The sequence below is a fragment of the Microbacterium oxydans genome, from assembly GCF_000956405.1.
Lineage (GTDB): Bacteria > Actinomycetota > Actinomycetes > Actinomycetales > Microbacteriaceae > Microbacterium > Microbacterium oxydans_C.
This window is the reverse complement of the sequence record NZ_JYIV01000026.1, coordinates 221,711-240,511: the sequence shown is the minus strand read 5'-3', so window position 1 is coordinate 240,511 and position 18,801 is coordinate 221,711. Positions and strand designations below refer to the sequence as shown.

At 69.2% G+C, this 18,801-nt stretch carries 16 protein-coding genes; 7 read left to right on the top strand and 9 right to left on the bottom strand.

Translation table 11 applies throughout. From position 1 onward, the window contains the following. The first annotated feature begins 13 nt into the window (after nucleotides 1–13). From RN51_RS10655 to RN51_RS10645, 3 genes are read left to right on the top strand one after another with little or no spacing between them, the layout of a single operon-like run. Entirely contained in the window at nucleotides 14–1,309 is a 1,296-nt protein-coding gene (locus tag RN51_RS10655) for a glutamyl-tRNA reductase (RefSeq protein ID WP_045264000.1), read from the top strand. A 33-nt stretch (nucleotides 1,310–1,342) separates the two neighbouring features. Then, complete coding sequence (locus RN51_RS10650) at nucleotides 1,343–1,915, top strand: HhH-GPD-type base excision DNA repair protein (RefSeq protein ID WP_045263999.1); 573 nt, start codon at nucleotides 1,343–1,345, stop codon at nucleotides 1,913–1,915. Beyond that, entirely contained in the window at nucleotides 1,912–2,337 is a 426-nt protein-coding gene (locus RN51_RS10645) for a DUF1801 domain-containing protein (protein ID WP_045263998.1), read from the top strand. The genes RN51_RS10650 and RN51_RS10645 overlap by 4 nt, the downstream gene beginning before the upstream one ends. Here the strand turns inward: RN51_RS10645 and RN51_RS10640 are convergent. The 3 genes from RN51_RS10640 to RN51_RS10630 form a co-directional block, all read right to left on the bottom strand. Continuing rightward, entirely contained in the window at nucleotides 2,327–4,027 is a 1,701-nt protein-coding gene (locus RN51_RS10640; RefSeq protein ID WP_197073235.1) for an ABC-F family ATP-binding cassette domain-containing protein, read from the bottom strand. The genes RN51_RS10645 and RN51_RS10640 overlap by 11 nt on opposite strands. A 288-nt stretch (nucleotides 4,028–4,315) precedes the next feature. Next, nucleotides 4,316–6,766 carry a DUF7507 domain-containing protein gene (locus RN51_RS10635; RefSeq protein WP_197073234.1) on the bottom strand — a complete coding sequence of 817 codons (2,451 nt, stop codon included), beginning with the start codon at nucleotides 6,764–6,766 and terminating at the stop codon, nucleotides 4,316–4,318. A gap of 138 nt (nucleotides 6,767–6,904) precedes the next feature. Then, nucleotides 6,905–8,290: a glycine--tRNA ligase gene (locus RN51_RS10630; protein WP_045263996.1), complete on the bottom strand. Its 1,386-nt coding sequence runs from the start codon at nucleotides 8,288–8,290 to the stop codon at nucleotides 6,905–6,907. A gap of 116 nt (nucleotides 8,291–8,406) precedes the next feature. Here RN51_RS10630 and RN51_RS10625 point away from each other — a divergent pair, with 116 nt between their 5' ends. Beyond that, nucleotides 8,407–9,876 (top strand): peptide MFS transporter, encoded by a 1,470-nt coding sequence (locus RN51_RS10625; protein WP_045263995.1) that lies wholly within the window; start codon nucleotides 8,407–8,409, stop codon nucleotides 9,874–9,876. A 52-nt stretch (nucleotides 9,877–9,928) separates the two neighbouring features. Here the strand turns inward: RN51_RS10625 and RN51_RS10620 are convergent, their stop codons facing one another. Then, a complete protein-coding gene (locus RN51_RS10620; RefSeq protein WP_045263994.1) occupies nucleotides 9,929–10,618 on the bottom strand; it encodes a GNAT family N-acetyltransferase in 690 nt (229 codons plus the stop codon). A gap of 69 nt (nucleotides 10,619–10,687) precedes the next feature. On the opposite strand from RN51_RS10620, the gene RN51_RS10615 reads away from it, so the two are divergent. Further along, complete coding sequence (locus RN51_RS10615) at nucleotides 10,688–12,130, top strand: MFS transporter (protein ID WP_045263993.1); 1,443 nt, start codon at nucleotides 10,688–10,690, stop codon at nucleotides 12,128–12,130. Nucleotides 12,131–12,170: 40 nt separating this feature from the next. Here the strand turns inward: RN51_RS10615 and RN51_RS10610 are convergent, their stop codons facing one another. The 5 genes from RN51_RS10610 to RN51_RS10590 form a co-directional block, all read right to left on the bottom strand. Further along, nucleotides 12,171–12,590, bottom strand: coding sequence for a hypothetical protein (locus RN51_RS10610; protein ID WP_045263992.1), 420 nt, complete (start codon nucleotides 12,588–12,590; stop codon nucleotides 12,171–12,173). A gap of 115 nt (nucleotides 12,591–12,705) precedes the next feature. Next, nucleotides 12,706–13,671 carry a serine hydrolase gene (locus RN51_RS10605; RefSeq protein ID WP_045263991.1) on the bottom strand — a complete coding sequence of 322 codons (966 nt, stop codon included), beginning with the start codon at nucleotides 13,669–13,671 and terminating at the stop codon, nucleotides 12,706–12,708. A gap of 110 nt (nucleotides 13,672–13,781) precedes the next feature. Beyond that, entirely contained in the window at nucleotides 13,782–15,746 is a 1,965-nt protein-coding gene (locus tag RN51_RS10600) for a M13 family metallopeptidase (RefSeq protein ID WP_045263990.1), read from the bottom strand. A gap of 9 nt (nucleotides 15,747–15,755) precedes the next feature. Continuing rightward, nucleotides 15,756–16,910, bottom strand: a complete 1,155-nt coding sequence (locus RN51_RS10595; RefSeq protein WP_052674679.1) for a sensor histidine kinase — start codon at nucleotides 16,908–16,910, stop codon at nucleotides 15,756–15,758. Continuing rightward, nucleotides 16,907–17,641, bottom strand: a complete 735-nt coding sequence (locus RN51_RS10590) for a response regulator transcription factor (protein WP_045263989.1) — start codon at nucleotides 17,639–17,641, stop codon at nucleotides 16,907–16,909. The genes RN51_RS10595 and RN51_RS10590 overlap by 4 nt, the downstream gene beginning before the upstream one ends. 165 nt (nucleotides 17,642–17,806) lie before the next feature. Here RN51_RS10590 and RN51_RS10585 point away from each other — a divergent pair, with 165 nt between their 5' ends. Next, nucleotides 17,807–18,262, top strand: a complete 456-nt coding sequence (locus tag RN51_RS10585) for a DM13 domain-containing protein (RefSeq protein ID WP_045263988.1) — start codon at nucleotides 17,807–17,809, stop codon at nucleotides 18,260–18,262. After that, the gene (locus tag RN51_RS10580; RefSeq protein WP_045263987.1) at nucleotides 18,259–18,747 is read left to right on the top strand and encodes a DoxX family membrane protein; all 489 of its coding nucleotides are present in this window, start codon (nucleotides 18,259–18,261) and stop codon (nucleotides 18,745–18,747) included. Before RN51_RS10585 ends, RN51_RS10580 begins: the two co-directional genes overlap by 4 nt. Nucleotides 18,748–18,801 lie beyond the last annotated feature (54 nt).

The following is an 18,801-nucleotide window of genomic DNA, read 5'->3' as shown; positions in this document are numbered from 1 at the left end:
GTACAATCGATCTGTGCTGCTGTGTGTCACGGCGAGTCACAAGACCGCCTCCTTCGAACTGCTCGAACGCCTGAGCCGCACCCCCGACGACGTCGCTCCCACCATCGTGGGCATGACGCCGTGCGTGCAGGGTGCGGTCGTCCTGGCGACGTGCAACCGCTTCGAGGCGTACGTGGAAATGGACGAACCCGTCACCGCGGCGGGCGCCATCGGCGTCGAAGCCGTGATCGAAGCGGTCGAGTCCGCCACCGGCATCCCTGCCGCCGACCTGGACGGTGCCTACACGGTCCACGCCGGACGTCGCGTCGCCGAGCATCTGTTCTCCGTGGCATCCGGCCTCGAATCCGTCGTCTCCGGAGAGGGCGAGATCGCCGGTCAGGTGCGCCGTGCCCTCAAGTCCGCCCGCAAGGACGGCACCACCTCGCCCGAGCTCGAGCGCCTCTTCCAGCGCGCCAGCCAGGCTCAGCGCAAGGTCAAGAACGTCACCGCCCTCGGCCGCGCCGGGCGTTCGCTCGTGCGACTCGCGCTCGAACTCGCGGACAGCCGCATCGCCGACTGGTCCGCGGAGCGCGTGCTGCTCGTCGGAACCGGCGCCTACGCGGCCGTCACCCTCGCCACACTCCGCGAACGCGGCGCCGTGAACATCTCGGTGTACTCGCCCTCCGGCCGGGCCGAGGTCTTCGCCGCGAAGCACGGCATCCGACCGATCAGCGCCGACGAGTACGCCCGCACCGCCGCGAGGTCGAGCCTGCTCATCACCTGCACCACCGCGACGGAACCCGTGCTCGGCCCTGAGCACCTGCAGCTGCCGACCGGCCTCGCCGCGGCGGGCTGCCCGGTCGGCACGCACAGCCAGCTCGTGGTCGACCTCGGCATGCCCCGCAACGTCGACCCTGCCGTCGCGTCGCTCGAGGGCGTCGCGCTGCTCGACCTCGAGACCATCCGACTGCACGCGCCCCTCGAAGAGCTGCAGGCGACGGATGCCGCTCGCAGCGTCGTGCGCGAGGCCGCCGAGACCTTCCACGTGGTCGGCGCGCGCCAGAGCGTGACCCCGTCGGTCGTGGCGTTCCGCTCGCACATCTTCGAGCTGCTCGAGCGTGAGATCGCCCGTGCCCGCGCGCGCGGTGACGAGGACGGCAAGGTCGAGCAGGCCCTGCGTCACCTCTCCGGCGTGCTGCTGCACACCCCGACCGTGCGTGCGCACGAACTCGCCGCCGCGGGCCGCGCCGACGAGTTCACCGCAGCGCTGTCCGCCCTGTACGGCATCGCGCCGGAGGTCGACGCCTCGGAAGACGCCGCCAGCGCCTGACGCGCTCAGCCCACGCGGTGGCAGACTGGAGGCATGGCCCTTCACATCACCGGAGACACCGCCGCCGACGAACTGCTGACCGACAATCCCCTGGCTCTGCTGGTGGGAATGCTGCTCGACCAGCAGGTGCCGATGGAGACCGCGTTCGCCGGTCCGCTCAAGATCGAGCAGCGCACCGGAGCGGCTGATGCCGCCTCCATCGCCGGCATGGTACCGGACGAGTTCCTCGAGGCCTTCACGCAGACCCCCGCCGTGCACCGATTCCCCGGGTCGATGGCGACGCGCGTGCAGACGCTGTGCCAGACCCTCGTCGACGACTGGGGCGGCGACGCGGCCGCGCTGTGGACCGAGGGCGACCCGTCGGGACCCGAGGTGCTCAAGCGGCTCAAGGCGCTGCCCGGATTCGGAGAGCAGAAGGCGAAGATCTTCCTCGCCCTCCTCGGCAAGCAGTATGGCTTCACCGGCGAGGGGTGGCGCGAGGCGTCAGCCCCCTACGGCGAGGACGGGTCGTATCGCAGTGTGGCCGACATCGTCTCGCCTGACTCCCTCGCCAAGGTGCGCGAGCACAAGAAGGCGATGAAGGCCGCGGCGAAGGCACCGAAGTGAAGCCGACGGGGGATGACGTCGCCGGACTCATCGCCCGCTCCTCCCCCGCCGTGCGGCGGCGCGATGCCGAGACGCTGACCGCGCTCATGCAGGAGATCACCGGACGCGAGCCCATGACGTGGGGCACCATCATCGGATTCGGCTCCTGCCACTACCGCTACCCCACCGGCACGGAGGGCGACAGCGGGCTGCTCGGCTTCGCCCCACGCAAGGCCGCGACGACGATCTACCTGTTCGACGGCGTCGACGCGCATGCCGACGCCCTGGCGGAGCTCGGCCCCCACACGACCGGGGTCGGCTGCCTGTACATCAAGGACCTCGAGCAGATCGACCTCGACGTGCTGCGCGGCATCCTGGAGCGTTCACTGGCCTGGGTCGAAGCGGGCGGCACCCCCGAGGTGCAGCTCACCGTCACCGGCTGACAGCCGCGACCTCCCCCTCCGCGACGCGCACGCTCGATGCACCACGCCGCAGCCACCGCCGCAGCCACCGCCGGTCGTGCGTGACCGTGACGACCGCTGCCGGATGATCGTCGAGTGCCCGTTCCAGCTGCTCCACGAGCTCCGGGTCGAGGTGGTTGGTCGGTTCGTCGAGCAGCAGCACGTCGAACCGCGAGGCGAGCGCGACCGCGAGATCGAGACGCCGCCGCCGCCCCACAGACAGCGCCCGGAAGGGACGGTCGACCTCGTCCACACGGAACAAACCGTGGCCGAGCAGCGCTGCCAGGGCGTCGGACGGCGGCACGGCCGCGCGTCGCGCGAACACCTCGACGGCGGAGCCCCGCGCGACCGCCCCCACGTCCTGCCGAAGTCGGGCGATGCGGAGCCCGTCGCGTCGCTCGATCGACCCCGACGTCGCGCACAGCTCACCGGAGAGGAGATCGAGCAGGGTGGTCTTCCCCGCCCCGTTCGGCCCCGTGACGAGCCAGCGGTCGCCCGGATCCAGGCTCCACGCGGGCAGGGAGAGCCGACGACCGGGTTCGCGGAGCTCCACGTCGCGCAGTGTGACGAGCGGGCCCTCCTCCTCGCGCGCGGCCGCGCCGTCCGGCAGCACGAACCGGAGCGGCTCAGGCGGGGGCGGTACTGGGTCCTCCCGCAGGCGGGCCAGACGCTCCTTCGCCATGCGGATGCGGCCGACCGCGCCGTGATCGCGGCTGCGGGCACGGAAGGCGCCGTGACCGAAACCATCGAGCTCGAGCTTGCGCGGGATCGCGTCGAGACGGAACGCGTTCGCGGAGAGCATCTCCTCGGTGCGCGCGACCTCGGCCTTCCACGCCTCGTGACGCTCGGCTGCGCGGCGGCGCTCGGTCTCCCGCGCGCGGAGGAAGCCCGCGTAGCCGTCGCCGTAGCGGTGGAGGCGACCCCCCTCCACCCGCACGACATCAGTCGCGAACCGAGCGAGGAAGTCGCGATCATGCGTCACCACGACCAGCGCGCCGCGATGGGCGGCGATCCGAGCTTCCACCCAGGCCAGCGCCCGATCATCGAGATCGTTCGTCGGCTCGTCGAGCAGCAGCAGCTCCGCCCCGGCGGAAAGCGCCACCGCGAGGGCGAGTCTGGCGCGTTCTCCGCCCGACAGTGCGGCGACAGGACGCCGCCGATCCAGGCGACCGAGGCCGAGCTGCTCCAGCGCGGCATCGACATGGCGGTCGACCGCGTAGCCGCCGCGGGCCTCGAAGCGATCCTGCAGCGCAGCCACGACGGACAGCCGCGACTCCTGCTCCTGCGGTGTCGCTGTCGCGAGCAGCTCGTAGGCACGACCGAGTTCCTGTTCGAGCGTGCGCAGGTCGCCCAAAAGCTGGTCGATGGCCGCCGCGACGGTCGCCGAAGCCGGAAACTCGGGGTGCTGCGTGGCATAGGCGACACCGCCAGGGATCACGACCCTCGCGTCGCCCGCGGTCGGGGCGAGCGCGCCGGCAAGCAGGTCGAGCAACGTGGTCTTGCCTGCGCCGTTGTCACCGATGATCGCGAGGCGGTCGGTCGGTCCGACCACGAGATCGATGCGATCCAGCACGATGTGGTCGGAGAAGCGGACGGCGGCCGCGCGCAGCTCGCACACGCGGTGCGAGCGGGCAGCGAGGGGTGCAGGAAGTGAAGGGGAAGTGGGGAACACGAGGAGTCCTCTCCGACGGCGCAGACAGCGCCGCGGGTATGCGTCGAACGACGCGAGTGATCACGGACCTCGACCGCATCGCCGGGCGACGCGTTCGCTCAGGACCCACCACGGAGAAGACGTCTCGACGCGGTGTCCCGATCTAGCGAATCAGAGTACCCACGGGTCCAGACCATAGCAGGCCCACCCCCGCCCGCGCCAGCAGCTCGTCGGTGAGCGCTACGCACGCGCCGTGGCGGGATCATGACGAACACGATCCCGCCACGCACGCATCACTCGTTCGAGGACTCAATCCAGGCGGATGAACCGACGACGCTGCGCCGCGCGCATCATCCCCGCGCCGATCAGCAGCGCCAGCGCGCCGAGGCCCGTGGCCGTCCAAGCGATCGTCCCGCCGGTCGTCGCGAGGCCAGGCACAGGGGGGACGAAATGCTGCGTCGCACATGCCGCGGACGGGTCGCAGACTCCGAACGGACTGGTGGTGGTCACGACGTTGCGAAGCGCGCCATCACCGCCCTGCTTCACGGTGACCGAGTAGGTGATGGTGACCACCTGACCTGTGCCGAGATCACCGCTCCAGACGAGAGACTCCCCTGAGCGCTCGACCGTACCGGAGCTCGCGATGGCCGTGTCGTTCCAGGTCGCATCGTCGAGCACGCCCGAGAGATCATCCGTGACGTTGGCTCCCGCCACCGGTGCGGCACCGGTCTGGGTGACGGTGAGCGTGTAGGTCACGGTCTGCCCCGTAGCCACCGTGGCACCCGATGCGGGATTCGCGGCCTTCGAGAACACGAAACCGCCGACGGAGTGCGTGGTGACACAGGAGTCCTCGCACCTGTCGCTGATCACGACGTTGTCGAGGGACCCGTCGCCACCTCCGGTCACCGTCACCGAGTACGTGATGGTGACCGTGTCTCCGGTGATCAGATCGCCGACCCAGCTCAGTTCGCCGCTGGCCTCATCGAAATCGACGGTCCCTCCGGAGGCCGTGGCGTCGTCGTTGAAAGCGGCGTCGTCGAGGACACCGGACAGGTCGTCGAGCAGATTCGCGCCGGGGACGGCGGCGGTACCCACATGCGCGACGGTGATCGTGTAGGTGATCTCGTCCCCGATCGCGACGATCGACCCGGATGCCGGATCGGACGTCTTCGTGACGGTGTATCCGCCGACGGGGGTCGTCGTCGTGGACGGGGGCGTGTTCACGGGAGGCTGGGTGGGCGGAGTGCCGGTCGCCGTCGCGGTGTTGAGGACCTGACCGTTGTCCACGTCCGACTGGGTGATCGTGTAGCGGGCATCCGCTTCGCAGGTGACCCGTTCGTCGGGTGCGAGCGAGTCGGGGTCGCACGTGACGCCGATGCCCGCAGCACCGAGGACATCGTCCGTGACGGTGAGATCGGTGAGGTCGGTGTTGCCCGTGTTGTGCAGGTCGAACGCCCAGAGGATCTGGTCACCCAGGTCGTTGTAGCCGTTCCCGTTCACATCGAGAACGTCGACGACGCGCTTGACCAGTGTGAGCGCGGGGAGGAGCGCGACATTTGTGAAGTCGCAGCGCACGTCCGCGGCGGTCGACCCCGTGGGAAGCGTGACGTCGGCGACGCGCCCGGTCCCGGAGGACAGCACAGTGCCATCGGTGTTGTTCGTGCAGGTCCAGGAGGTCTCGTAGTTCGCGAAGTCCGTGGTCCCTGCAGCCGCCTCCGTCAGAGTGAAGCTCGCGCTGTCGAGGCCGAGGACGGGTCCGGCGGTCTCCCCCGGCAGGCCCTGTCGCCCGGGGTCCGTCCCCTCGGTGATCCCGGTGTACTCCCTCGGCAGGATGGGTGAGGTGACATCGAGCCGGAACTGATCCGTCGGCAGATACCGCCCGTTCGGAAGCACTTTCTGCGCATAGACGAGGTTGGGGTACGCGCAACTCGCAAGGTCGACGAAGGCGATGCCGGTGTCCGTCTGCGAGAGGGTGGCGCCGTTCTCCGGACGAACCCTGGTGATCGTCGATCCGGAGCCGATGGCGATCGACCCGTCGGACACGACGGCGACCGAGTGATACTGACCCAGGTTGGGAGGAGTCGTGGTGATGACCTCAGCGGTCAGGGTCGCCATGCCGGCGGTCGTGGGGATGGGACCGGGAACGCGAGCGAAGACGCCGGCCGCGGTCGCGTCCGCGTTGGACACGGCATACAGGTTCCCGAGGGAGTCGAACGCCATGTCGCCGTTCGCGGAGAGGCCGGAGATCGTCGCGACCTGACCGATCAGGGTGTTGGTGCTGGTGTCGAAGGCGTAGAGGTTCCAGAGCGCGCCGGAGGTCGCGAAGTAGTAGATCCCCGTGTCCGGGTTGATCGCGCCCGCCACGACGCCGGCTGTGCTCGGCGGACCCGGGAAGACGTCGGTCGCCTCAGTGGTCGAATCGAACCGCACGACCTGACCGGCGGTGCGGTCGTACCCCCAGATGTATCGTCCTCCGCCCTCGTCCAACGCCAGAGCGTTGACCGAGTCGCCGGCCGGAACCGTGAACTGACCGTTCGCGGTCGCCGCACCGGTCGTCGGGTCGACACGGGAGATCGCCCCCGTCGCGGTGACGACGTAGGTGGAACTCGTGCACTCGAACGCGGGAACCGCCGCCTGCGCTGGTTCCGCGGTCACGACGGATGCCCCCACTCCGAGGAGGCCGCCGACGAGCGCGGCAGCCGCGCCGAGCGCGAGCCCTCTCCGCGCGCGTCGCCGGCGCGGGGTGGCCTCGGTTCTCATCCACGTGAACGTCATCGTCTTTCCGATCTGGTCGCCGCCTCAGTACGTGCCCGAAAGCATACCTACTGACCGGCGGCGTACAGACCTACTCGCCGATCGGGGCGTCCGTTCAGAAGTTCCCCGAACCGTCACCGCACCTCAGGCGCCGCGCAGACGCTCCGCGAGGTAGGCGTGGAGCTCGTCGATCGAGACGCGCTCCTGCGCCATGGTGTCGCGATCGCGCACGGTGACCGCGTGGTCGTCGAGCGAGTCGAAGTCGACCGTGACGCAGAACGGGGTGCCGATCTCGTCCTGACGACGGTAGCGACGTCCGATCGCGCCGGCGTCGTCGAAGTCGACGGCCCAGGAACTGCGCAGCGTGTCGGCGACCTCACGCGCGAGCGGCGAGAGCTTCTCGTTGCGCGACAGCGGCAGCACCGCGGCCTTGACCGGCGCGAGACGCGGGTCGAGCTTGAGCACGGTGCGCACGTCGGTGCCGCCCTTGGCGTTGGGCACCTGCTCCTCCACGTACGCGTCGACGAGGAAGGCCATCATCGCGCGGGTGAGTCCGAACGACGGCTCGATCACGTACGGCGTGTAGCGCTCGCCCGTGGCCTGGTCGAAGTACGTCAGGCTCTGGCCGGATGCCTCACTGTGGCTGGAGAGGTCGTAGTCGGTGCGGTTGGCGACGCCCATGAGCTCGCCCCACTCCTTGCCCGCGAAGCCGAAGCGGTACTCGACGTCGATGGTGCCGGCCGAGTAGTGCGCGCGGTCGTCTTCCGGCACGTCGAACTGCCGCATGTTCTCGGGGTCGATGCCGAGGTCGATGAACCAGTTCCAGCAGGCCTCGACCCAGTGCTCGAACCACTCCTGCGCCTCAGCCGGCGGCGTGAAGAACTCGATCTCCATCTGCTCGAACTCGCGGGTGCGGAAGATGAAGTTGCCGGGCGTGATCTCGTTGCGGAACGCCTTGCCGACCTGCCCGATGCCGAACGGCGGCTTCTTGCGGCTGGCGGTGAGCACGTTCGAGAAGTTCACGAAGATGCCCTGCGCGGTCTCGGGGCGCAGGTAGTAGAGGCCGGACTCGTCGTCGACCACGCCGAGGTAGGTCTTCACCAGACCGGAGAAGGCCTTCGGCTCGGTGTACTGCCCCTTGGTGCCGCAGTTCGGGCAGGGGATGTCGGCCAGACCGTTCTCGGCCTTCCGCCCCTTGCGGGCCTCGAAGTCCTCGATGAGGTTGTCGGCACGGAAGCGCTTGTGGCACTGCAGGCACTCGACCAGCGGGTCGGTGAAGGTGGCGACGTGACCCGACGCCTCCCACACGCGCTTGGGGAGGATGATGCTGGAGTCCAGGCCCACCATGTCGCCGCGACCGCGCACGAAGGTCTGCCACCACTGCCGCCGGATGTTCTCCTTGAGCTCCGTGCCGAGGGGGCCGTAGTCCCAGGCCGACCGGGAACCGCCATAGATCTCACCCGCTTGGAACACGAACCCGCGGTGGCGGGCGAGGGCGATGACCTTGTCGAGGCGGGACTGTTCGGCCATGGTGGCTCCAATGGTCGGATGCGGGAGGAGAACCCGCGAACACGGGCATCCCATTCTATCCGTGGTTCCCGCGCGCTCCCTGGCCCCGAGGACTGCGCGGGAGTAGCGTCCTGGGGATGAGCACTGCAGCACGAACACCGAGGACCCGCGACGACGACACCCGCTTCTTCGGGCAGCCGTGGGCACTGGTGCACATCTTCGGCGTCGAGATGTGGGAGCGCTTCAGCTTCTACGGCATGCAGGGCATCCTGCTCATCTACCTGTACTTCGAGGTGACCGAGGGCGGCCTCGGCATCCCCAAGGCCGTCGCCGGCGGGATCGTTGGCGCCTACGGGGGCTCGGTCTACCTGTCCACGATCCTGGGCGCCTGGCTCGCCGACCGTCTCTTCGGCGCGGAGCGGGTGCTGTTCGTCAGCGCCATGGTCATCGTGGCGGGACACCTCGCCCTCGCCCTGCTCCCCGGTGCGGTCGGTGTGGGCGTCGGTCTCGTGCTCGTGGCCGTCGGATCCGGTGGGCTCAAGGCGAATGCGTCGTCCGTCGTCGGCACTCTCTACAGCGAAGACGATCCTCGGCGCGACGCGGGCTTCTCGCTGTTCTACCTCGGGATCAACCTCGGCGCGTTCCTCGGCCCGATCCTCACCGGCATCCTGCAGTCGTCGTTGGGCTTCCACTACGGCTTCGGACTCGCCGCGATCGGGATGACACTGGGACTCATCCAGTACGCGTTCGGCCGCAAGGCCCTCCCCGACTCCGCCCGCGAGGTGCCGAACCCGCTCCCGACGTCCCGCTATCTCCTGGTCGGACTGATCGGTGGCGCCGCGGTCGTCCTCATCGCCGTCCTGGTGCTCGCCGGCGTGATCCGACCCGACAACCTCGCCACCCTGGTGATCGGCGTCACGATCGTCGCCGCGGTCGCGTACTTCTCGGTGATCCTCGGCAGCCGTCGGATCGACGCCACCGAACGCTCGCGCGTGTGGGCGTTCCTGCCGCTCTTCATCACCAGTGTCGCGTTCTGGTCGCTGTACCAGCAGCAGTTCACGGTGCTGACGATCTACTCCGACCAGCGCCTGGACCGGAACCTGTTCGGCTGGGAGATGCCGGTGTCGTGGGTGCAGTCGATCAACCCGGTCTTCATCATCATCCTGTCCGGTGTCTTCGCGGCGATCTGGACCCGTCTGGGGAAGCGTCAGCCCTCGACGCCGGTCAAGTTCGCCCTGGCGGCGATCATCATGGGGTCGGCGTTCCTGCTCTTCCTGCCGTTCGCCGGTGGCGGGGAGAACTCCACGCCGCTGCTCGCGATCGTCGGGATCCTCTTCGTGTTCACCGTGGCGGAGCTGCTCATCTCCCCCGTCGGCCTGTCGGCGGCCACCAAGCTCGCCCCGACCGTGTTCCGCACCCAGATGGTCGCGCTGTTCTTCCTGTCCATCGCCCTGGGCACCGCGATCTCGGGATGGCTCGTGCAGTTCTACAACCCCGACGACGAGGTGCCCTTCTTCTCGATCCTCGGCGGGATCGCCATCGTCGTCGGCATCGGGCTGCTGCTGAGCGTGAAGCCCGTGCTGACGCTGATGCGCGGAGTGCGCTGAGTCACCGGCCCCGAATCAGGCGGTGAAGGGGGTCAGGCGGTGAAGAGGACGCTCAGGCCGTGAAGAGGTAGCCGCGCTCGGTGTCGTACCCGGCGATCCGGAGGCCGCTGCCGAGCAGGCCCTCCATCTGCGCACGCAAGCGCAGACGCCACTCGTGAGCGGCCGCAGGGTCGGAGACGCGCAACGCCTCGATGTCGTCCGGGATCTCGAGCGTCTCGACCACAGCCTCGTCGGCCGGGGGCTTGGCGATGTCCGCGAGCGCCCATTCCACGTCGAGCCGGTCACTCTCGTCGCCCGCGTCACCGCCGCCGAAGATGCCGTAGCGGTTGACGGAGTATCCGGTCGCTCGGGCGCCCAGCACGGTGAAGAAGAAGTGCGCGTTGCGCGCGACCAGCGGATCGAACACCCACGTGATGCGGCCGACGTCACGGGAGAACGCCCACTGACGCTGATGCTCCTTGAGCTCGCGACCCCAACCGCGCCCGCGGTACTCGGGCAGCAGGGCGGTGATGTGGGAGTGCATCGCGCGGCGGGCGGGCTCCCCGAAGAAGGCGATGGACGCGCCGACCATGCGCTCGTCGTCCCCTTCGCCGTCGAAGAAGCCGACGACGTAGTTGCCCGACTGCTGCAGGGCGCGCAGGGTTCCGGCATCCACCACGCGCTGCGGACCCCTGATGGAGTCGAGCAGGCCCTGGGCGTCGAGGATGAGTTCAACGGTGTCGAGGTCACGGATGGTTCGCACGCACCCAGTCTGCCCCTCCTCGGCCCGTTCGAGGAATCCGGCGCGGAGATTCGGCGATAGCCTGAGCCGATGGGTGCGAGCGATGACAGGGCCAGGAAGCGCCTCTCCCGCACCCCTCCCCGTTGGGCGGTCGTCGCCGTGCTCGCTTTCGCGGGGCTCTGCTCGTCCTTCATGTTCACGCTCGTCGTCCCGCTGCAGGCCGAGCTCCCGCAGCTGCTGAACGCCTCCCGCGAAGACACCACCTGGGTCGTCACGATCACCCTGCTGGTCGCGGCCGTCGCCACCCCGATCTCGGGACGCCTGGGTGACATGTACGGCAAGCGCCGTGTCGTGATCGCCCTGCTCGCGATCCTGATCCTCGGGTCCGTGATCGCCGCGCTCTCCGGCTCGATCGTCGGCGTGATCATCGGCCGCGCGCTGCAGGGCGCGGTGACGGGCGTCGTGCCGCTCGGCATCGCCATCATGCGCGACGTGCTCCCTCCCGAACGACTGGGCACCGCGGTCGCCCTCATGAGCGCCACCATGGGCGTCGGCGGCGCGATCGGGATGCCGGTGGCCGCGCTCCTCGCCCAGAACGCGGACTGGCACATGCTGTTCTGGCTCGCCGCCGCACTCGGGGTCGTCGGCCTTGCCCTGGTGCTGGCCGTGATCCCCGAAGACGTGCTGCGCTCTCCCGGCCGACTCGACGTGGTCGGTGCCATCGGGCTCGCGATCGGTCTCACCGGCATCCTGCTCTTCGTCTCGCGCGGCGCGCAGTGGGGATGGACGTCTCCCCTGACGCTCACCTGCATCGTCGGCGGACTCGTGGTGCTGCTGGTCTGGGGCTGGTATCAGCTGCGCACGAAGGATCCCCTGCTCGACCTGCGCGTGGCCGCGCGCCCCGCCGTGCTGTTCACGAACATCGCCGCGATCGGCATGGGGTTCGCGCTGTTCGCCTCGAATGTCACGTTCCCGCAGCTGCTCGAGATGCCGACGGTCGGCGGTGCGGGATTCGGTCTCGACATGCTCGCGGCGTCCCTCGTGATCATGCCGGCCGGGCTCGTGATGATGGTCATCTCACCCCTGTCGGGATGGCTCGAGCGCACCGTCGGCCCGCGCCCGCTGTTCACGGTCGGTGCCGCCGCGATCGTGCTCGCCTACGTCTTCGTGCTGCTGTGGTCCTCCGAGGTGTGGCACATCTTCGTGGCCAACATCTTCATCGGCGTCGGGATCGGCTTCACGTTCGCCGCCATGCCGATGATCATCATGCGCTCGGTTCCGGCGAACGAGACCGGCGCATCGAACGGCCTGAACGCGCTGTTCCGTTCGGTCGGGACGTCCAGCGCCTCGGCGGTGATGGGTGGGGTCCTCGCCGCGATGAGCATCGACGTCGACGGAGTGGCCGTCCCCACACGCGCGGCCTTCGAGGTGTGCTTCTGGCTCGCGATCGCGGCGGGTCTGATCGCCGTGGTGCTCTCGCTGTTCATCCCGAAGCAGCGCAGCTCCGAGCAGCGCCCCTCGCTACCGGGCTGAGCATGCCTGCCGAGCCGAGCCGAGCCGAGCCGCTTCGGATTCAGCCGGTGATCGTGCGGGGGTCAGGGTCGTCGGCGCGCGGAGGGCGGAGCCGGTCCGGGATGGGCCAGGCCAGCACGAACTGAGCCGTCGCGGGCCGCGTCATGTCACCGAAGTCGTCGATCTTCACCACGATCCGCCCCGGCACGCCGTCTTCGTCGGGCGTCACCTCGAGGATGCGCACCCGCAGCGGGCGCTCGGCCTCGCCGTCCAGCACCGACTCACCTTCCAGCATCCAGGGATCGGCGAGCCAGGCGATGCCGTGCTCTTCCAGCGCCGCTTCGGCTTCGAGCCACTCGGTGGGAGCGGAGACGGGCCGGCCGAGCACGTCGACGGGCACCCAGTCGTCGCCCGCGGGGTGTATCCACCCGAGCAGCTCGCCGTCGTCGCGACGATGCGGGGTCCAGTCAGATCGAGGCATCCCCCGATGCTAGCGAGATCAGGCGGACGCACGAGAACAGGCCGATCTGTGCGCAACATGCCTGATGCGGCGTGAATGCCTGATGTGGCGTGTGCAGAGCTCGCACGCCTCGACGTCAGTGCGTGTACTCCATCAGCTCGACGCCGAGCACCCGGAAGGCGTCGTGCGCGCGCAGACGGTGGGTGATCGAGAGGTCGTCGAAGCACACGATGAGCGAATAGGCGACCCCGGCGCGCGGTCCCGCGAGCACACCCGCCTCGGCCCGCACTCCGCGATCCCTGCCGGTCTTGTTCACGAACAGCAGGCCGTGCGCATCGTGATCGTGTGCGAACGGGTCGAGACCCGTCGACGCCGCGACCAGACTCAGATCCTGGTTGAGGCTGAGCCACTCGGACACCTGCGCGCTGACGGCGGCATCCACGACCTGAGAGTTCACGAGGGCGGAGAACAGCCCGGCGAGCTCACGGGCGGACCCCACGGCCACCTGGGGCGCGTCGTCGGGGCCGCGGCGGTCACGGAAGCGGTCGAGCAGGGCCGTGCGACGCAGACCGAGCGACTCGATGCGCTCGCGCACGCGGTCATGCCCCACCCTCTGGAGCAGCGCGTTCACCGCGATGGGATCACCCGCGGTCGCCGCCATCACGGCGAGGTCTTCCAGCGGCAGAGCCGGCGCGTGCAGATGCCGCCACAGACCGGAGGTCTCCACGACCTCGACGGTGTCACGCTCGACGATCTCGAACGGATCGAGCGCGCCGCTCTGGAATCCCGCGGCGACCTCGATCAGCAGCGGCACCACCCCGAGGCCGGCGATCGGCATCGTGACGTGGTCGTCGCCGGCGAGCACATGCACATGATTGTCGAGGTCGACGACGTGCACCGACACCTGCGCTCCGGAGTCGACCAGTCCCTCCAGCGCCCGGAGCGTGGCCGTGAACGACCGGCGTCCGGCGGCAGCACGTCGAGGGAGACGGCGGCTGGTGCGCTGCGAACGACGACCCGCCCCCGAAACCTCCTGGGCACCGTCGAGGGACTCGGGGGCCGAGGAGTTGCGGAAGCCTTCACCAGGCTCGAGAGCGCCCACGCTGATCCTTAGGGGGGTGGATGTGCGGGATACCGAGGGGACACGCTCCCCAGCGGCAGGGCTATCGTAACCCCACCGCCGGGGGATGCTTCACAGAGTGTGACGATCTGTCACCAGATGGTCACCCGCGACGCCTCCGGCAGCCAGAGCGCATCCGACTCGCTCACACCGAAAGCCTCGTAGAACGCGTCGATGTTGCGCACGATCTGGTTGCAGCGGAACTCGTTGGGCGAGTGCGGGTCGATCGTCAGCAGACGCAGCGTCTCGGCGTCGCGGCTCTTCTGCTGCCACACCTGAGCCCACGACAGCAGCAGGCGCTGCACGCCCGTGTACCCGTCGATGACGGGTGCCTCGGCGCCGTCGAGCGACAGTTCGTAGGCCTTCAGGGCGATGCCGAGCCCGCCGAGGTCGCCGATGTTCTCTCCGATGGTGAGCGCGCCGTTCACGTGGTGCTCGGAGTCGAGGCCCTCAGGGACGAGTGCGTCGTACTGCGCGATGAGCGCCTTGGTGCGCTCCTCGAACGCCGAGCGGTCGGCATCGGTCCACCAGTCCTGCAGGCGCCCGTCGCCGTCGTAGCGGCTGCCCTGATCGTCGAAGCCATGTCCGATCTCGTGGCCGATGACCGCACCGATGCCCCCGTAGTTCGCCGCGGCGTCTCGCCCCGCGTCGAAGAACGGGTACTGCAGGATGGCAGCGGGGAACACGATCTCGTTCATCGACGGGTTGTAGTACGCGTTGACCATCTGCGGCGGCATGTGCCACTCGTCGCGGTCGATGGGCTTGCCCACCTTGTCGACGTTGCGGTCGTGCTCGAAGATCGAGGCCCGGCGCACGTTGCCGAACAGGTCGGCCCTGTCGATCTCGAGGCTCGAGTAGTCGCGCCACACGTCGGGGTGGCCGATCTTCGGGGTGAACGCGTCGAGCTTGGCGAGCGCGCGCTCCCGGGTCTCGGCCGTCATCCACTCGAGCTCGGTGATGCTCCGCCGATACGCCTCGACGAGGTTCGCCACCAGCTCGTCCATCGCAGCCTTCGCCGTCGGCGGGTAGTGCCGTTCGACGTAGACCTTGCCGATGGCTTCGCCGAGCGCTCCCTCGGTGAGCGAGACACCGCGCTTCCAGCGCTCGCGGATCGTGGGCACCCCGGTGAGCTCGGTGCCGTAGAACGAGAAGTTCTCCTGCACGAGGTCGTCGGTCAGGTACGGGGCCGCGGCGTGCACGGCCTTCGCCCGCAGCCAGGCCTTCCAGTCGTCCAACCGCTCGGCCGTCAGCAGCGAACCGAGCCCTTCGAAGAAGCTGGGCTGCGCGACGACGACCTCGTCGAAGGCCGCGGGGTTGGACGGCGAGACCGCCTCGCGCCACGGAGCCAGGTCGACGCCCGCGAGCGCCTGCAGCTCGTCCCAGGTCTTGAGGTTGTAGGTCGCCACAGCGTCACGGCTGCGCACGTTGTCCCAGTGGTGGCCGGCCAGCTCGGTCTCGAGCGCGATCGAGCGGTCGGCGTTCGCTGCGGCATCAGCCACGCCGGCCAGGGTCAGCAGACGCTCGAGGTGCGCGCGGTACGCCGCCCTGGTGTCGGCGAAGGTGTCCAGGCGGAAGTAGCTCTCGTCCGGAAGGGACAGGCCCGCCTGCACCAGCACCGGGAGGTAGCGCTCGGGGTCGCCGGGGTCGCCGTCGACGTAGAGACCGATGATCGAGGCGCGACCGTCACGGTCGTAGGCGCCCACCGTGCGCAGGAACTCCGGCACGTCGGCGATCGCATCGATCTCGGCGAGGGTCTCGGCGAGCGGGGTGACGCCGGCGGCGTCGATGCGCTCGGTGTCCATGAAGCTCGCGAACAGGTCGCCGATCTTGCGGGCGAGCGTGCCTTCCGGTGCGTCCTGCGACTCCTCGATGATGGCGCGCACGTCTTTCTCGGCCTGCTCGGCGAGAAGGTGGAACGAGCCCCAGCGTGCCTTGTCGCCGGGGATCTCGGTGCGGGCGAGCCACTCGCCGTTCACGTGGCGATACATGTCGTCCTGCGGGCGGATGTCGGAGCTGAACTCATCAAGGGCGAGGCCCACGGGAAGAACGTCAGTCATGCGCCCAGCCTATGACCCGCCTCCCCCGAACGGCAGGAGCACGTTCATCCGGAAGCCCTCATCCGTGCGCTCCGCGAACACCTCACCGCCGTGGGCACGGGCGAGGCCGCGCGCGATCGACAGTCCGAGCCCCGCACCGGAAGCGACACCGCCCTGCTCGGCCGATGAGCTGCGCGCTGCATCCTCGCGCCACCCCACGTCGAACATGCGGTCCAGATCCTCCACCGCCACTCCGGCTCCATGATCGAGGATGCCGAGCACGAGACGGTTCCGGTCCACCTCGGTGGCGGAGATGACGATCTCCGTGCCGCGTGGCGCGTGCCGGATCGCGTTCGTCAGCAGGTTGACGATGATGCGTCCGAGCTGATGCGGATCCGCCCAGAGCACGTGCCCTCCCACACCGCGCTCGACGACGCGCACCTCGTGGACCGCGGCCGCGACCGCGACGTCGGCGACCGCGTCGGAGACCACATCGAGCAGCTCGACCTGCTGCGTCTGCAGTTGCACGGCGCCCGAGGTCAGCGTCGACAGCTCGAACAGCTCGTCGACCATGCGACTCATCGTCTCCACCTGTGCCCGCACCTGCCCGGCGAACCGCTCCGGCGCGTCAGCCGCGCCGTCCTCGATCGACTCGGCGAGCGCACGCACCGCGGTCAGCGGAGTGCGGAGGTCGTGCGAGATCCAGGCGAAGAAGCGCCGCCGCGCCGAATCGAGACGCTCCAGCTCGGCATTCGCGGCATCCACCTTCGCCGATACCTCCGCCAACTGCAGGGACAGGTCGTCCAGCTCGCGGGATCCGCCATGACCTGCGACGATCACGCCGCCGCGGCCCATCTCCTCGAGCGATGCCGAGAAGCGGTCGAACGACGCCCTCATCGCTCTCGCCGCGACCCAGGCGGTCGCCAGCCCCAGGACGAGGGACACCCCGATCACGGCGAGCAGCACCGTCAGGTCGTGCGTCGAGATGTACATCTCCACCGCGATCGCGACGACCGAGGCAGCCATCGTGACGACCCCTGCGCTGGCGACGAGCATGAGCTGGGCACGGACCGACCGGCGGCGCATCATCCGCAACAGGGCGAGGGTGAGGGCCGCGACGACCACGGCCGCGAGCAGACACGTCAGCACGATCAGCAGCACATCGGGCGCGGCGAGCACGATCACGAACGGCCCCCGTCGGTCGAGAACCGGTAGCCGACGCCCCACTCCGTGCGCAGGTGGACGGGGTCGCGCGGATCCTGCTCGATCTTCTCCCGCAGCCGACGCACATGCACCGTGACGGTCGATGCCTCACCGAAGCTCCATCCCCACGCCTCGCGGAGGATCTCCTCCCGCCCGAGAGCGCGCCCCTCGTTGCGCACCAGGAAGTACAGCAGGTCGTACTCCCGACCGGTGAGGGCGATCTCCTCGCCACGCACCCAGACGCGGCGACGCAGCGAGTCGATCGAGAACACGCCGGCACGCACTTCCCCCGCTGCCGCATGGACGGCCTGCGCGCGGCGCACCAGGGCGCCGACGCGCATCGACAGCTCCCGCAGCGAGAACGGTTTGGGAAGGTAGTCATCGACGCCGAACTCGAAACCTTCGATGCGGTCGTCCACCTGGCCGAGGGCGGTGAGCATCATGATCGGCACATCGGAGAACGAGCGCAGATCGCGGCAGAGCTCGTCCCCGCTGATCCCCGGCAGCATGCGGTCGACGATGACCACGTCCGGGGTCCTCTCGCGCAGGGCCGTCCGCGCCGAGACGCCGTCCCCGAAGCTCGACACCGCGTAGCCGTCGGCCCGCAGATACGCGCCGACCGCGGCTCTGACGGTGGGGTCGTCCTCGACGACCGCCACCTCGATCTTCTGGTGTTCGGGGGTCGCCTCCCGCACGAGGGTCTCATCAGGCATGGGTCGACACTAGTCGCGCGCTCCGCGCCGTCCAGCGGTTCCTTACGGTTCTGAAAGGTCTTCCCCGTCGACCTCCGCGCGTTCGTAGCGTTCTTCGAAGTGCGACCCGACACGGCATCCGCCACCACGCAATCACGTCGCACGCACCGTGAACAGGAGAACCTCATGCGCAAGATCGCCTTCGCCGCCACTGCGGCCGTCACCCTCGCCCTCGCCCTGTCGGCGTGCAGCTCGCCCGCCGCGACAGAGGACACCAAGCCCTCGTCATCTGCGTCGCAGAGCGCCGATTCCGGCGCCTCGACGACCGAGATGAAGATGTCCGAGAAGACCGGCACTTTCATGGGCCTGAACGAGAAGAAGGTGTCGGGCACCGTCACCGTGTCAGGCGACGAGGTCGCCCTGTCCGGGTTCTCCTCGGACGAGGGACCGGACCTGCACGTGTACCTCACGAACGGCACGGATGAGGCAGCGGTCTCCGCCGGCATGCTCGTCGACGCGGTCTCGTTCGACACCGCGACGCAGACCTTCATGCTCGACGGCATCGACACCTCCGAGTACTCCTACGTCGTGATCCACTGCGACAAGGCGAAGGCCGTGTTCGGAGCAGCCGAGCTCTCATGAGCGGACCGCGACCAGCACGCACCCTGACCCTCTCGCTGCTCGGCGGCGGGGCCAGGGTGGCTGTGGGAGTGCTCTGGCTTGTCGAGGGCATCCTCAAGTACCGGGCAGGGTTCGGGGCGGCCGACATCGAGCTGGTGGCGCAGAGCACGGAGGGGAACCCACGGGTGCCGTGGTTCTTCGCGCCGTTCGGGTCGTTCATGGGGACGGCGCCCGAGCTGTTCGGTGCGGTGATGCCCGCTCTCGAGGTCGCGCTCGGCGTGCTGCTGGTCGTGGGCCTGCTGACCCGGATCACCGCGTTCCTGTCGATCGGGACGCTGATGCTCTACTGGAGCGCCGATCAGCTGATCGCGCAGTACCCGGCGATGGTGGTGCTCTCCGCCGTCGTGCTCCTCGTCCCGCTCGCGGGACGGTTCGGCGTGGACGGATGGCTTCGTGCTCGTCGAGCGCGAGGGACCGAGGTGACTTCAGGCCTGTGGGAGGACTGAAGCGACGGGAGGGATGAGCCCGACGAGGAAGGGACCGGATCGCGTCGCGGAGGG